Raw genomic sequence first — 13,880 nt, 5'->3', positions numbered from 1 at the left:
AGCGATCGAGATGGCTATGAGTCGCGCCGGAGCCACACCGCAGTGTCCGGCGGCAGCAGGTCGCCCTTGAGCGGACCGCTCGACAGCAGCACCGTGTCGTGCTCAGGCAGGTGTACCGGCCGGAGCCCGCAGTTGATGGCGCAGGTCAGCGGGCCGCGGGTGAAGAAAAGCACACCCTCGGGTGAGTCCAGCCACTCCAAGGTATAAGGAATTGATCTGACCAGGTCACGGCGGCAGGCCAGGGCCCGGCGGTAGAACTCCAGCGTCGAGCCGGCGTCCCCTTCCTGCTTCTCCACGCTCAGCTCCGCGAACGTGGCCGGCTGCGGCAGCCACGGCTCCACCCCGCCGGGGGAGAACCCGTGGGAGGGCGGGTCCACCGTCCACGGGATCGGCACCCGGCACCCGTCGCGCCCGGGCAGCTCGCCCTTCGACTGGAAGAAGACGGGGTCCTGCCTGGCCTCGTCGGGCAGGTCGGTCACCTCGGGCAGCCCCAGTTCCTCGCCCTGGTAGAGGTAGGCGGACCCGGGCAGGGCCAGCATCGTCAGCAGCGCCGCCCTGGCCCGCGCGAGCCCCGTGCCGGGGTCGGCGGTCCCGTAGCGGGTGCGGTGGCGTACGACGTCGTGGTTGGACAGCACCCACGTGGCGAACGGCACGGAGGCCAGGGTGTCGTCGATCACCTTCTTGAACGCCGTCGGCGACCACGGCGCCTGCAGCCAGGCGAAGTTGAAGCTCTGGTGCAGCTCGTCCGGGCGTACGTAGAGGGCGAGGTCCTCGGAGCTGTCCGTCCACACCTCGCCCACGGCCATCCGCTCGCCCGGATAGCCGTTCAGCAGCCGGCGCCAGTCGCGGTAGACGTTGTGCACCTCGGGCTGCCCCCACACCGGCGAGACCGACTTGAACGACTGGTCGCCCACGTCGGGCAGCCCCTCGGCCTTGTAGAGCCCCATGGCCACGTCGATGCGGAACCCGTCGACGCCCCGGTCCAGCCAGAACCGCAGGATGTCCAGGAACTCGGCGTGCACCTCGGGGTTGCGCCAGTTGAAGTCGGGCTGCCCGGGGGCGAACAGATGCAGGTAGTACTGCCCGTCCGCCACCTTCGTCCAGGCGGGCCCGCCGAACGTGGACTGCCAGTTGTTGGTGGTGTCGCGGAAGATGTAGCGGTCGCGCCGCTCGCCGCGCAGCGCCGCCTGGAACCAGGGATGCTCGGAGGAGCTGTGGTTGGGCACGATGTCGACCAGCACCCGCAACCCGTGCTCGTGCGCCTGCTCGACCAGCGACTCGAAGTCGGCCAGCGTGCCGAACAGCGGATCGACACCCCGGTAGTCCGCCACGTCATAGCCGCCGTCGGCCATGGGGGAGGGGTAGAAGGGCGTCAGCCAGATGGCGTCGGCCCCCAGCCGCCGAAGGTACGGCAGGCGCTCGCGCACCCCGGCCAGATCGCCGACGCCGTCTCCTGAGGCGTCGGCGAAGCTGCGAACGTAGATTTCGTAGACGATGGCATCACGCCACCAGGGGATATCCATGTGGCGTGTTCTGCCCGCTATGTCGGGGAGTTCACCAGGCTGTGGGCCGCGTAGACCAGATAGTCCCAGAGCCTGGTCTCCAGCTCTTCCGGCAGGTCGAGCGAGTCGACCGCGTCACGCATGTGCCGCAGCCAGGCGTCCCGCTCCGGCTCGCCGATCACGAACGGCATGTGCCGCATGCGCAGCCTCGGGTGGCCGCGCTGCTGGCTGTAGGTGTTGGGCCCGCCCCAGTACTGGATCAGGAAGCCCCGCAGCCGCTCTTCGGCGCCCTCGAAATCGGACTCCGGGTAGAGCGGCCGCAGCAAAGGGTCTTCCGCGACGCCCTCGTAGAAACGGTGCACGAGGCGCCGGAAGGTCTCGTCGCCCCCGACGGCGTCGTAGAAGGAGGTCTCACTCACCGTCTCAGCCTATGCGGTGGCGACCATGGGGATGCCGGCGGAGTCGAGTGCGGACTTGACCCGGAACCTGAGCTCCCTGGACACCTCGGCCTGCGCCGAGGGCAGGGTCTTGGCGCTGATACGGAACACCAGCGAGCTGTCGGACATCTGCTCGACGCCGTACACCTGCGGCTGCTCCACGATCTTGGTCTCGCGGAACTCGCCGTCGGCCCAGATCTCCTCGGCCACGTGCTCCAGGAGCACCCGGACGCTCACGATGTCCGCGTCGTAGGCCACCGGGACGTCCATATAGGCCCGCGACCAGCCCTGCGACTCGTTGCCGACCCGGGTGATGGTGCCGTTGCGGACGTACCAGACGCGGCCGTCGACGTCGCGCAGCCTGGTGACGCGCAGGGTGACCGCCTCGACCGTGCCGACCGCGGCGCCGGCGTCGATCACGTCGCCCACGCCGTACTGGTCTTCCAGCAGCATGAACATGCCCGCGATGAAGTCCTTGACCAGTTCCTGGGCGCCGAAGCCGATGGCCACGCCGAGGATGCCGACGCTGGTCAGCAGGGGTGCGATCGGGATCGTCAGCCGGTCGAGCACGGTCAGCGCCGCGGTGCCGAGGATGACGATCGAGGCGACGTGCTTGAGCACGGAGCCCATGGTCTCGGCGCGCTGCTTGCGCCGTTCGTGCAGCAGCGCGTCGATGCTGTCGGGCACCGCGTTCTTGCGGAACCTGCTGGTTATCGAACCACCCGTGGCCGCGCGGTTGACCACCCTCGTGATGACCCGGTGCGCGACTTTGCGGAGCACGATCGCGAGCACGAGGATCAGGACGATGGTGATCAGGCTGGCCACCAAGGGTGCCCAGGTCGCATTGTCCAACATCCCGACAAGGGTAGAGCAAATGCCCGCCGGGTCGTTCTCGCAGCTCCCAGCCATTTGCTGGGTCAGCTTCTGGAAGTCGGGCAGGCCCGACGGAGAAGCGGGTGGTGGCGACGCTGTCACCAGCAGTAACACTGGGTAGATCCCCCTCCGGAAGCGGTTCGGTCGGCTGCTTTGGACCGATTCGATCCAAAAATACCGCCGACCGGACCGCCCGCCGTCACATCACGCCGGGGAAGACGGGGACGCCTGCTCTCTGGGCCGCGGAGGGAGAGAGCGGGACGCTCCGATGACGGACGGCTCGGTACGGGACGCGCACCCGGAAGCGTGTCCCGTGCCGGTTCCGGGAGGGATCCCCCGAACACCCGCCCGGGAAGGCCGGACGGGTGGCTGTGGCCAGGCACGGCATGCGAGACCGTGCCTGGGGCCGGAACCGGCGGGGCGACCAAGGGCTCCGGCATACGGGAGTCCCTCCGCACCGGCCACCCCGCCGGCTCCGTTGACGCCGCCGTGGGTGCGGTGAGCCGGGGTGGCTGCGCTCCACCCGGGTCACCGCTTTGTCACTCGCCCACGGCGGCCAGCACGCGCGCGACCTTCGTGGCCGCTCCAGCCGGGTCGTCGGCCTTGTGCATCCGTTCACCCCAGGACCAGCAGTACCACCAGTCCGGTACGTCGGATGCGCTCGTCGACCGACAGCTGACGTTCTCCGACAGGCTCGTCGCGTTCGGGTTGATGACCCGAGCGAAAATGCGCCCGCCCTGGGTCTGGACCACTCTCGCGAGCAACCCGTGAGCGTCGAGTTCTGCTACGAGACGCTTCAGATGCTCGAAGTTGTCGTCCCCCACCTTTCGTCCCCTCCTTTTGGGAATCGGCTGGTGGGCCAAACATGGCTCATGTCAAGAGCGGGCGCAATGTCGCTCCCCCGGGTGCGGGGAGTTGCTTCTCCCTCATGGGATGTAAGAAACAGTCCCTCGGAGGACGATCCTTATCCGTACGCTGGATGCCGGGCGTTTTCAAGCCGGCGACATTGGTTCACACTCTTGGGTAGGCGCAGAGCTACATGGACGCTACGCTGAGTCACCAGTTGTGGACCGGTCGAGACACGCGCGAGAGGGGCCGGGATGTCCGGCAGACAGCACAGGGAAACGGAGATCGCACGGCGGATCAGAGCCAAGGGCCTGGCCGCCGGACGCACTTCGGCCCAGATAGCTGACGAGATCCATGAGCAGTGCACTCCGCAGTTCGGTACCAGCCGCGTCAAATCCCACCGTCTTTCCTACGGCATCGCGCTGGCGGACGTCATCGAGCAGATCAGAGCTCTGTTCGAGCGTGACAACAAGGCGATGCCCGGCATCGGAGAGACCCTGCTGTCGGCCTACGAGAGCGGGCTCAAGCGTCCAGGGCCCGAATACCTGCACTACCTGTGCACGGTCTATCGGGTGGAGCCGCTGGAGCTCGGCTTCGACGGGCCGTGCATCTGCGGTCACGGGCACCGCAATCCGGGCGTGCGGCTGGGAGACAGCACGGAGCGGCCGTTAACGCCGGCGAAGTGCGAGAGCGAGCCGCCTCCGGAGCCCGAGGGCGACGAGGACGAGAACATCCTCCGGCGCACCATGCTCAACCTGCTCAACCCGGGGACCAGCGCCGCCACCGAGCTCGACGGGCCGGTGCTCGGCGCGTGCGAGGGCATCAGGCGCCGGATGGACGAGACGCTCGTCATGGCCACGGTGTCGGCGGCGATGCTCGACCAGTGGGAAGAGGCCACGGCGAGCTTCGGCCGCCAGTACACGACGACGGCCCCCCTGCGCCTCCTGTGCGACGTGATGCTCGAGATGAGCTCCGTACGCGCGGCGCTGTCCCGCCGTCAGCCCATCGACCTGCACGAACGCCTGATGCGGATAGCGGCCCAGCTGGCGGGGCTGAGCGGCATGATCATGATCAATCTCGGGGACCACCGGCTGGCCCGCTCCTTCTTCAGGACCGGGCGCACCGCCGCCGACGAGACGGGCGACCGCGCGCTGCGAGCGTGGATCACCGCCCGCGAGTCGCTCGTCCCGCTCTACTTCGGGGACGCCCGCGAGGCGCTCAACCTGGCGAAGAAGAGCCGTGACCTGGCCGGCACCCTGCCCTGCCCCGCGCAGGCGATGGCGCCGGTCGTCGAGGCGCGGGCGCTGGCCATGCTCTCGGGCGCCGAGAACAAGAAGGAGATCGTCGACCAGGCGAAACGCGCGCTGGCCAGGGCCAGGAACGCCTTCTCCCACATGCGGCCCGAGCACCAGGAGGACATGGCCTTCGGCTACACGGAGAAGCAGCTCTACTTCTACCAGGGCGACGTGCTCACCAAGCTCGGCCAGACCCTGGAGGCCGAGGTGGTGCTCGACCAGGCGCTGGACAAGTACGAGGACCACATCCTCGACCAGACGCTGATCAGGCTCGACCAGGCCACGTGCCGCATGATCGACGGGGAGTTCGACTCCGCGCTGGACATCGCCACCAAGGCGCTGGGGATGCTCGGCGACGAGTACATGACCGACTTCATCATGCGTCCCGCCCTGACGCTCGAACAGGCCATCACGGCCCGTGACGCCAACAACAAGAAGCTCGAGGAGTACAGGGCCCAACTGCGCCGGCCGAGGGTCCAGATGAAAGAGGCCGGTGCATGAACCTGGAGATCCGGCGCTATCGGTGGTCCGATCTCGACACCATCCTCGCACTCCACCGGATCTCCCTCGCCGAGGTGGGACTGGTGCCGGGCGACGGCGTCTACTACGACGACGACTTCCCGCGCATCCAGGAGATCTACCTGGGCTGCGGTGGTGACTTCCTGGTCGGCGAGGTGGACAGGCGAGTCGTCGCGATGGGCGGGCTGAAACCCGTCGACACGGCCACGGCCGAGATGTGCCGGCTGAGGGTGCATCCGGAGTTCCAGCGGCGCGGCTTCGGCTCGGCCATGCTGCTCGCACTCGAACGGCGCGCGGTGGAGCTCGGCTTCGAGCGCGTCAGAGGCGACACCACGCTCAGCCAGGAGGCCGCCCTCGCGCTCTACGAGCGAGAGGGATGGCGCGAGCTCTCCAGACAGCAGGTCGGCGACCACACGGTCGTGTACCTCGAAAAACGCCTGGCTCCTCCGGCGGTCATCGAGCTCTGAGAGCCTCCCGGCACACGGCCCCACCCAACCCCTCCTGGGGCCGCTCCCCTTCCCCGGTGATCTTCCCCGGGCTCCCGGCGTGACTTCACCGCCGACATTCCTTCCGTCACCCGCAGTACGCGAAGACGCCGGTTACAGCGTCCGCGGTATGGATGTTACGAACCCGCGGGTGAGGCTCTTAACACCGAGTGGTAGAGGAACCTCACCGGCTGCGCCCTGTACATCAGTGGCTGCGAACAGTAGTGAGATGCTTTTGCTATGGCAGTCGTGCCCGCTCCCCGCCCCCTCCTGGGAGCTGTGCTTCTGTTGTTCGTCAGCGCCGCTTGGGGGTCGGCGTTCCCGCTGATGAAAGACCTCATCCTCCGGTTACCGGTTGAGGATCTGCTCGCCGAGCGCTACCTGATCGCCGCGCTCACCCTCCTCGTCATCAGGCCGCGCTGCCTTAGGGGGCTGCCGCGCAGGACCTGGATCTACGGGGTCGTTCTCGGGGGCATGTTCGGGCTCGGCCAGGCCGGTCAGGCCGCCGCGCTGCACGGGCTGCCGTCCTCGCTGTCGGGGTTCGCCGTCGGCTGCGGCGTGGTGATCACGCCGATCCTGGCGCTCGTCCTGTTCAAGGTGAAAGTGCCGCGCCGGATCTGGGCGGGGGTGGTGCTCGCGCTGGCCGGGATGACCGTGTTCACGCTCCTGAGGGGGATGGAGGACCAGGAGGTCTCGGTGCTCGCGCTCGGGGTCACGCTGGCCGCCGCCGCCCTCTACTCCGGCCACACGCTGCTGCTGGCGCAGTTGTCCAAGCGGGGGGAGAACTTCCACGCGTACGCGCTGACGGTGATCCAGCTGTTCACCATCGGGCTGCTCACCGGGGTCTTCGCCGTCCGCGACGGGGTCGTGCTGCCGTCGGGAGGGTCCGACTGGCTGATCCTGGGGCACCTGGCCGTGGTGTCGTGCGCGCTGGGGTTCCTGGCCCGCTCGTACGGCCAGGCGCACGTCACGGCCGTGCCGAGCGCGATCCTCATGTCGTCGCAGCCACTCTGGGTGGCGGCGATCTCGGTGATCTGGTTCCACGAGCAGATCGGCTGGGGCATGGTCGTCGGCGGGGGGTTGATGGCCGGCGCGATGCTGCTCGCGCTTCCCTCGAGGACCGCCGCGCTGGGAAAAGAGCGCCCCCGGCCCAACCACGCCCTCCTCGCCGTCGCCGCACGGGCGGCCAGGACGCTGTACGACCTGAGGATCAAACGCGAGGATCCGCTGCCGCTCGGCGGCGGCCAGACGCCGTACCTCGACAGAGGGGCCTGCGCGAACAGAGAGGCGTGTCCCTGGCACACGCGCTCGCTCAAGGGCGGCGCGGAGCCCAGCCTGGAGCGGCTGATCGAACGGGCCACGGTCATCGTCCGGGCGCGGAATCTGCCGGGGCCGGGGTGCTGCCGGTCGGTCACCCTCCTGGGCCGGTGCCTGTGCGATCTGATGGGCGAGGCCGAGCAGGCCCGGACGAAAGCACTCCCACGTTGGTTTCGGTCCCAATAGGTTACAGGCGTCAATCAAAAGGCAACCGCTTTTTCGCGGTTTAACCTCCCACTTATACACCATAAATCTTGATATTCGGCGGGACGCACTAATAATGGGGAAATAGCCCCAGTGGGAGAGGTATGTCATGAAGCGCATCATTGTCCGCAAGCCTGGAACCGCGAGGCTGGCGGGGACCTCCAGCGTCCTTCACAAGGGGTGACCGAGGCAAGGTCCCATCTCAGAGTTCAGGGTGAACCACCCGCTCAGTGGGGGGCCGTGGGGCTGCTGACACCGTTGATCGACGGACATCGCCGGCCGCGCGGCCCCTACACTGTCGCCGCCGCCCTGCTGCGTCACCTGGTGCCGCAGGCTCTGGAACGGGACGGGGACCTGGTGGCGGCGCACGACATCGAGATCCGTGCCGCCGCCCCCGAACTCGCCCCTCTCGTGCCGCTCCGGCGGGCCACGATCGACGCCGGGCTGCCCGAGGACGAGCGCATCCTCGTGCCCGCGCCCCGCCGTACGCTGCGGCTGGCCAACGGGCTCGCGGAGTTCTTCAGGGACGCCGTACGCCCCGGGCAGGCGATCGCCGTGTGCAACGGCGCCGAGGCCGACCCGACGGACACCGAGCTGCTGGACGTCATGATGCGGCGGATCCCGCCGGACCTTCTCACGATCATGCTGTATTCCGGCGGCCCCGACCCGCCGCCCGACACCCGAAGCGCCGACGAGCTCTGGGCCCTGGTGGACCGGTGCATGCGCGACGGCTTCCTGCACGCCGCCGTCGAGCTGGGGGAGCGCGGCATGGCGCGCACCGAGCCGGGCGGCGGGCACTGGTGGCGCTTCGCGCAGCGCACCGCGACGGCGCTGGGCGGCCTCGGCCGCGCCGACGACGCCCGGGCGATCTGGGACCAGGTGCGCTCGGTCAGCCAGGATCCGGCGATGCACGCCGCCAGCGCGTACGGCACCGCCATGCTCGACGCCCGCCACCCCGACCCCGCACAACGGGACCTGGGCCGGGCCCGGCGCTGGATCAATGAGGCCATCGCCATCTCCACCCTGCTTCCGGAGCCCTTGGACCGGGCGTTCAAGCTGGGCTTCGACCTCAACGGCCTGGCGCTGATCGAGCTGCGCCACGGCCGGCCGGACGCGGCGCTGTCGCTGGTCGAGTCGGCCGTCGAGCTGGCACGCGAGCTGCGGGAGCGGCATCCGCTGCACCGGATGGTGCTGCTGGCCAACCGGGCCCAGCTGCTGGCCGCGCTCGGTCACGTCAAGGAGGCGATGGAGGACTACGCGGCGGCGATCGCGCTGGACCCGGCCTTTCCCGACTACTACCTGGAGCGGGGGAACCTGCTGTTCAAGCTAGGGCGGCACGAGGAGGCGCTGGCCGACTTCGAGCGGGCCATGCGGGCCGGGCCGCCGCTGCCCGAGGCGTACTACAACCGGGCGGAGCTGCACACCGTGCGGGGTGACAACGAGCAGGCGCTGGCCGACCTGGGACGGGTGATCGAGCTGGACCCGTCCTACCTGGACGCGTACATCAACCGGGCCGGGCTGCTGGCCGCGGTGGGCCGGGACGAGGAGGCCCTGGCCGACGTCGTCGCCGGGCTCGTCCTGGAGCCCGGCAACCCCCACCTGCTCACGGTGCTGGGGCAGCTGGAGACGGCGGCGGGGCGGCTGGCGGCGGCGGGGGAGGCGCTGGACCGCGCGGTGGAGCGCGCGCCCGGGCTGGCCGCCGCCTGGGGGAACCGGGGGGTGCTGCGGTACGCCGCCGGGGACCTGGAGGGGGCGGTCGAGGACCTGAGCCGGGCCATCGGGCTGCGGCCCGAGCCCGACCTGTACACCAACCGGGCCGTCGCCCTGCGCGCGCTCGGGCGGGCCGCCGAGGCCGAGGCGGACGAGCGGCGGGCCGATCGCCTCTCCTGACGACCGGCCGATGGGACTATTGGGTTATGCGGGGGCGAATGGGGCGGTCGGCCGCGGTGTGCGCGGCTCTGGGGGTGCTGTGGTGGGCCAGCGTGCGCCTGGCCTGGGCGGGCATCGGCTGTGAGGACTGGGGGTGCCTGGCCCCCGCCGTCGGCGTCGTCGTGGTGATCACGCTCGCACTGCTCGCCGCGTCCGCGCTCGTGCTGGAGCGGGTGGACGTACGGCCGGGGCGGCGGGTGGCGCTGGTGGCGGGCGGGGTGCTGGTGGTGTTCAGGCTCGTCGGCGAGGCGGTGCCGTCGTGGACGTCCTCGCTCGCGCACGCTGTCACGGCCGGGGCGCTCTTCGCCGGGGCAGGGGCCGTGGCGGCGTTCGTGACGGAGCCTGGGGTGGCGCGGCGGTGGAAGGTGGTGACCGCGCTGGGGGTGGTCGCGCTGGTGCCTGCCGCGCTCGTCGTGTCGTGGGCGCGCTTCGGCGCCTAGACGGGCCGGAGCACGAGCAGGCTCTTGCCGGTCACCGCGCGGGCCTCGATGGTGGCGTGCGCCTCGGCGGCCGACTCCAGGGGATAGGTGGCGCCGACGGTCGGGCGCAGGCGGCCGGCGGCGGCCAGCGTCAGGGCCTGCCTGGCCAGCTCCCGCATGTCCGCCTGGGGCCAGGCGACCGCCGTCACGCGCGGCTCCGGCGTGGTCATCGGACCGCCCGCCATGCCGTACACGCTCAACCGGCCGCCGTCCTTGAGCAGCCCCTGCGCCGCCGCGCCGACCTGGCCGCCGACCCCGTCGAAGACCAGGTCGAGGCCGCCGGTCGCGTCGCGTACCAGGCGGGTCCAGCCGGGGTCGGTGTAGTCGACCGTCAGCTCCGCGCCCAGGCTCGCCGCCAGGTCGCGCTTGGCGGCGCTGCTCGCCGCGCCCACCACGCGCGCCCCCGCGGCCGTGGCGAGCTGCACCAGCAGGCTGCCGACGCCGCCGCCGGCCGCCTCGACCAGCACCCACTCCCCGGGCTCGGGGGCGGCGGCCCGCGCCAGGCCGACGGCGGTGCGCCCGTCCGCGAGCAGCGCCACCGCGAACTCGGGCGACAGGCCGCCGGGGATCGGGATCAGGTCGTCGGCGCTCGCCACCGCGAGCTCCGCGTATCCGCCGTGACCGCCGAGCGTGCTGACCACCGGCGTGCCGGTCAGCGCCGGGTCGACGCCTTCGCCGGTCGCGGCCACCGTCCCCGCGACGCCGTTGCCCAGGATCGCGGGCAGCTCGGCCTGCCGCGGCCCCCGGTTGGCGCGTACCTGCGTCTCCACGAACGTGATGCCCGCCACCGACACCTCCACGAGCACCTGCCCGGGCCCGGCCACCGGGTCCGGCACCTCCTCCACGACCAGCGCCTCCGGCCCGCCGTACCGCCTCAAGACCACCGCACGCATGATGAGCCCTTCTCTATCGGAGCGATTCGCTCCGAAAATACTAATATCCTGTACGGCATGAGCACACGCGGGAGGCAGGCAGAGGCCGCGCGCAACGATCTGCGGCTGCTGCGGGCCGCGCACGAGGTGTTCACGACGCAGGGGTTCGACGCGCCGGTGGCGGCCATCGCCAAGGCGACGGGCGTGGGCATGGGCAGCCTCTACCGCCGCTACCGCACCAAGGAGGAGCTGCTCCAGCGCCTGTGCGTGATCGCCATGGAGCGCGGGGTCGAGGCGGCCGAGGCGGGGCTGGCCGAGCCGGACCCCTGGGAGGGGCTGGTCTCCTACATCCGCGCGTGCGTGGGGTTCAGGGCGGGCGCCCTCGCGCCGGTCGCGGGCACCATCGAGGTCACCGACGAGATGTGGCGCACGGCGCGCAAGGGCACCGACCTCGCCGACCGGCTGATCGCCAGGGCGCGCGCGGCCGGCGTGCTCAGGGGCGACGTCACCACGCTGGACGTCTCGCTGCTCGTGGAGCAGTTCAGCCGCCCGGCGCCCGGCGGCGAGCATCCGCACGTCAAGGAGCGGCTGCTGACCATCGCGCTCGACGGCCTGCGCGCGCCGGGGGCGACCGAGCTGCCCGGCGACCCGCCGAGCGCGGAGTGGTACGAAGGGCGCTGGGGGAGTCCCTCCTAGGTCTACGGTGGGGGCGTGGGCTTCAACGACCTGCTCAAAGACCTCGACCACAGCGCCAGCGTCCAGGCCGCGGGCATCAGACGCGGCTACGGCGGGCCGCCCGCCCGCACGGTGGGCGTCACCGTGGGGCTGGCGCGGCTGCGCTGCGCCTCGCTGCTCAAGCCCCTGTACGCGTGGGTGAGCGCCGCCCACATCTCCGACGCCGAACGGTGGCGGCGGCACGCCGAGCCCGCCGTGGTCGTGTCCTCCAACGCCGACACGCTCAACCTGTGGCTGGCCGTCGGCCCCCGGGTCATCCTCGACGACCTGCGCAGCCGCACCGGGATCGCCTGGTCGCCGCCCAACGGCGACCCCTCGCGGTTCGGCTCGGTCGAGGTGGCCGCCGACGAGGTCGCGATCGCGTACGCGGTGCTCGCCCAGGCCGCCGTCGCCGGTGACCCGATCGCGGAGACCATTTTGGGGTGGATGCGGCAGGTCAGCGCGTCGCAGGCGTTCGGGGCCAGGGAGGCGATCCGCTCGCCCGGGGCCGGGGTCAAGAGCGGCTGGTACGGCGCCCCTGACGAGACCTGCCTGCGCACGCACACCGTGGCCGTGCTGCCCCGAGGCGGCACCCGGGTCGCGGTGGCCGTGGGGATGACCGCGCTGCCGTACACCGACCTGCGGGAGCGCGAGGTGTACGTGGAGAAGGTGGGCAAGGGCGTGCCCGTGGAGCCCGAGCACGAGAAGGTGGCGGGGCGGCTGCTACGCGGGCTCCTGGTGACGACGCTCGACGAACTCGGCCACTTCCGCGACGGCCCCCACGCCTGACAACCGATTTTGGGGTAAGTGTGAAATTTACTGTTTTGGGTGGATGTGGGGCTTGGCCTGCCGCGGGGGAGGCGTGCAGCGGCTACGTGGTGGAGGCCGAGGGGTTCCGCGTCCTCGTCGATCCCGGCTACGCCACGCTGCCGAGGCTCCTCGGGCGCATGCGGGCCGACGAGGTGGACGCGGTGCTGGTCACCCACGGCCACCCCGACCACTGCGCCGACCTCAACCCGCTGCTGCGCGCCCGCGCCCTCGCCGACGTCCCCGCTCCCGCCCTGCCGGTGTACGCGCCGCCGGGCGCGCTGGACGCCGTCCTGGCGCTGGACAAGCCGCGCATGCTGGCGGGCAGCTTCGTGGCGCGCGATCTCGCGCCCGGCGTGCCGTACGAGATCGGGCCGTTCCGCCTGGACGTGTTCGACCTGCCGCACCACGTGCCCAATGCCGGACTGCGACTGAGCGCCGGAGGCCGCGTGATCGCCTACACCGGTGACACGGGGCCGTCCCCCGAGCTGATGGCGCTGGCGGAGGGAGCGGACCTGCTGGTGGCCGAGGCGACATATCCGGAACGCGTCCCCGAAGAGGACGCGCCTTACCTGTCCAGCGCCCTGGACGCGGGCCGCACCGCGGCCTCGGCGGGCGTGGCCCGCCTGCTCCTCACCCACCTGTGGCCCGACACGTCCCCGGCGCCCGCGCTGCTGGCCGCCGCGAAGTCCTATGACGGCACGCTGACGGCGGCCGCCGAGGGCGTCACTCTGGACCTGTGACGCCGCCTCGTCGCGTGGTGAGCCGCTCGATCACCTTCGCCAGCTCGGGCGGCTCCACGTCGTCGGGCAGCTCCTCGGCCCAGGTGTAGCCACGGTAGGCCGCCCGCTCCTCCTCGGTGAGCTCCCCGGGATCCACCTCCGGCCGAGCCTCCTCGAAGGTGGCCAGGAAGAACGGCTCGGTCTTCACGTATCGCACTCCGAGCCACGAGAAGTCGCGCTCGACCTCGACGAACCGCTCCAGCACCGCCGAGCCCGGCAGCCCGGTCTCCTCGCCCAGCTCCCGCCTGGCCGCCTCCAGCGCCGTCTCGCCGGGGTCGATCCCGCCGCCGGGCGGCTCCCAGACGTCCATGCGGCTGACCGGGTCGTACCAGTGCATGAGCAGCACCCTGCCGTCGCGATCCAGGCAGACGACCCGGGCCGCGGGCCGGTCGCTGCTGCCCGCTTGCCCCTCTATGGCATCCACCAGCCAGACGTTACCCCTGTCGCTCCTCCTCCAGCACGAGCGCCAGCAACCCGGGGAAGCGGTGGTCGAACTCCTCCTGGCGCAGGCGGTTGAGCCGCCGGGCGCCCTCGTCGCGCTGCTCCAGCAGCCCCACGTTGCGTAACACCGAGAAGTGGTGGCTGAGCGTGGACTTGGCCACCGGCAGGTGGGAGAACGTGCCGCAGGCGCGCGTCCAGTCGGGGACGTCCGCCAGCTCCCGCACGATGCGGCGGCGGATCGGATCGCCCAGCGCGTCGAGGGCGGCCTGCAGCGAGACCTCGAGCGGGGATGTGTGCGTCAGACCGCGCGTCCTGTTCGACTGCGATCGAACATCAGTGTAGTGTTCCATCTCGATCGAACATTCTATGCGAGGGGAG

Annotated in this window: 15 protein-coding genes; 8 read left to right on the top strand and 7 right to left on the bottom strand. The window is 70.9% G+C overall.

Features of this window, described 5'->3' with window-relative positions:
- Nucleotides 1–14: 14 nt before the first annotated feature.
- The 4 genes from H4W80_RS22835 to H4W80_RS22820 all read right to left on the bottom strand — a co-directional run bounded on the left by H4W80_RS22835 (nt 15) and on the right by H4W80_RS22820 (nt 3,636).
- Nucleotides 15–1,523: a glycoside hydrolase family 13 protein gene (locus H4W80_RS22835; protein WP_192786957.1), complete on the bottom strand. Its 1,509-nt coding sequence runs from the start codon at nt 1,521–1,523 to the stop codon at nt 15–17.
- Nucleotides 1,524–1,540: 17 nt separating this feature from the next.
- Nucleotides 1,541–1,921, bottom strand: a complete 381-nt coding sequence (locus tag H4W80_RS22830) for a globin (RefSeq protein ID WP_185067323.1) — start codon at nt 1,919–1,921, stop codon at nt 1,541–1,543.
- A 9-nt stretch (nt 1,922–1,930) separates the two neighbouring features.
- Nucleotides 1,931–2,794: a mechanosensitive ion channel family protein gene (locus H4W80_RS22825; RefSeq protein ID WP_225963607.1), complete on the bottom strand. Its 864-nt coding sequence runs from the start codon at nt 2,792–2,794 to the stop codon at nt 1,931–1,933.
- 557 nt (nt 2,795–3,351) lie between these two features.
- Nucleotides 3,352–3,636, bottom strand: coding sequence for a hypothetical protein (locus tag H4W80_RS22820; protein ID WP_192786955.1), 285 nt, complete (start codon nt 3,634–3,636; stop codon nt 3,352–3,354).
- A gap of 276 nt (nt 3,637–3,912) precedes the next feature.
- On the opposite strand from H4W80_RS22820, the gene H4W80_RS22815 reads away from it, so the two are divergent.
- From H4W80_RS22815 to H4W80_RS22795, 5 genes are all read left to right on the top strand, one after another.
- Nucleotides 3,913–5,454, top strand: coding sequence for an NsdA family TPR-like regulatory protein (locus H4W80_RS22815; protein ID WP_192786954.1), 1,542 nt, complete (start codon nt 3,913–3,915; stop codon nt 5,452–5,454).
- The gene (locus H4W80_RS22810; RefSeq protein ID WP_192786953.1) at nt 5,451–5,939 is read left to right on the top strand and encodes a GNAT family N-acetyltransferase; all 489 of its coding nucleotides are present in this window, start codon (nt 5,451–5,453) and stop codon (nt 5,937–5,939) included. The genes H4W80_RS22815 and H4W80_RS22810 overlap by 4 nt, the downstream gene beginning before the upstream one ends.
- A 297-nt stretch (nt 5,940–6,236) precedes the next feature.
- Nucleotides 6,237–7,460 carry a DMT family transporter gene (locus H4W80_RS22805; protein ID WP_192786952.1) on the top strand — a complete coding sequence of 408 codons (1,224 nt, stop codon included), beginning with the start codon at nt 6,237–6,239 and terminating at the stop codon, nt 7,458–7,460.
- Between the two features lie 276 nt (nt 7,461–7,736).
- Nucleotides 7,737–9,368 (top strand): tetratricopeptide repeat protein, encoded by a 1,632-nt coding sequence (locus H4W80_RS22800; protein ID WP_225963605.1) that lies wholly within the window; start codon nt 7,737–7,739, stop codon nt 9,366–9,368.
- Between the two features lie 26 nt (nt 9,369–9,394).
- Complete coding sequence (locus H4W80_RS22795) at nt 9,395–9,847, top strand: hypothetical protein (protein WP_192786950.1); 453 nt, start codon at nt 9,395–9,397, stop codon at nt 9,845–9,847.
- Here the strand turns inward: H4W80_RS22795 and H4W80_RS22790 are convergent.
- Nucleotides 9,844–10,779 carry a zinc-binding dehydrogenase gene (locus H4W80_RS22790; RefSeq protein WP_192786949.1) on the bottom strand — a complete coding sequence of 312 codons (936 nt, stop codon included), beginning with the start codon at nt 10,777–10,779 and terminating at the stop codon, nt 9,844–9,846. The genes H4W80_RS22795 and H4W80_RS22790 overlap by 4 nt on opposite strands.
- Nucleotides 10,780–10,836: 57 nt before the next feature.
- Between H4W80_RS22790 and H4W80_RS22785 the strand changes: the two genes are divergently transcribed.
- The 3 genes from H4W80_RS22785 to H4W80_RS22775 are packed head-to-tail and all read left to right on the top strand — an operon-like array spanning nt 10,837 to nt 13,022.
- Nucleotides 10,837–11,454 (top strand): TetR/AcrR family transcriptional regulator, encoded by a 618-nt coding sequence (locus tag H4W80_RS22785; protein ID WP_225963604.1) that lies wholly within the window; start codon nt 10,837–10,839, stop codon nt 11,452–11,454.
- 15 nt (nt 11,455–11,469) lie between these two features.
- Nucleotides 11,470–12,261 (top strand): hypothetical protein, encoded by a 792-nt coding sequence (locus H4W80_RS22780; RefSeq protein WP_192786948.1) that lies wholly within the window; start codon nt 11,470–11,472, stop codon nt 12,259–12,261.
- 20 nt (nt 12,262–12,281) lie between these two features.
- Nucleotides 12,282–13,022, top strand: a complete 741-nt coding sequence (locus H4W80_RS22775) for an MBL fold metallo-hydrolase (protein ID WP_192786947.1) — start codon at nt 12,282–12,284, stop codon at nt 13,020–13,022.
- Here H4W80_RS22775 and H4W80_RS22770 read toward each other — a convergent pair.
- Entirely contained in the window at nt 13,006–13,485 is a 480-nt protein-coding gene (locus H4W80_RS22770) for an NUDIX domain-containing protein (RefSeq protein WP_318787005.1), read from the bottom strand. The two genes, H4W80_RS22775 and H4W80_RS22770, sit on opposite strands and share 17 nt — an antisense overlap.
- A 10-nt stretch (nt 13,486–13,495) precedes the next feature.
- The gene (locus H4W80_RS22765; RefSeq protein ID WP_192786946.1) at nt 13,496–13,852 is read right to left on the bottom strand and encodes an ArsR/SmtB family transcription factor; all 357 of its coding nucleotides are present in this window, start codon (nt 13,850–13,852) and stop codon (nt 13,496–13,498) included.
- Nucleotides 13,853–13,880 lie beyond the last annotated feature (28 nt).

The organism is Nonomuraea angiospora, assembly GCF_014873145.1.
Classification (GTDB): domain Bacteria; phylum Actinomycetota; class Actinomycetes; order Streptosporangiales; family Streptosporangiaceae; genus Nonomuraea; species Nonomuraea angiospora.
Note: the sequence above shows the minus strand (reverse complement) of the source record. Positions and strands in the feature narration are given on the sequence as shown.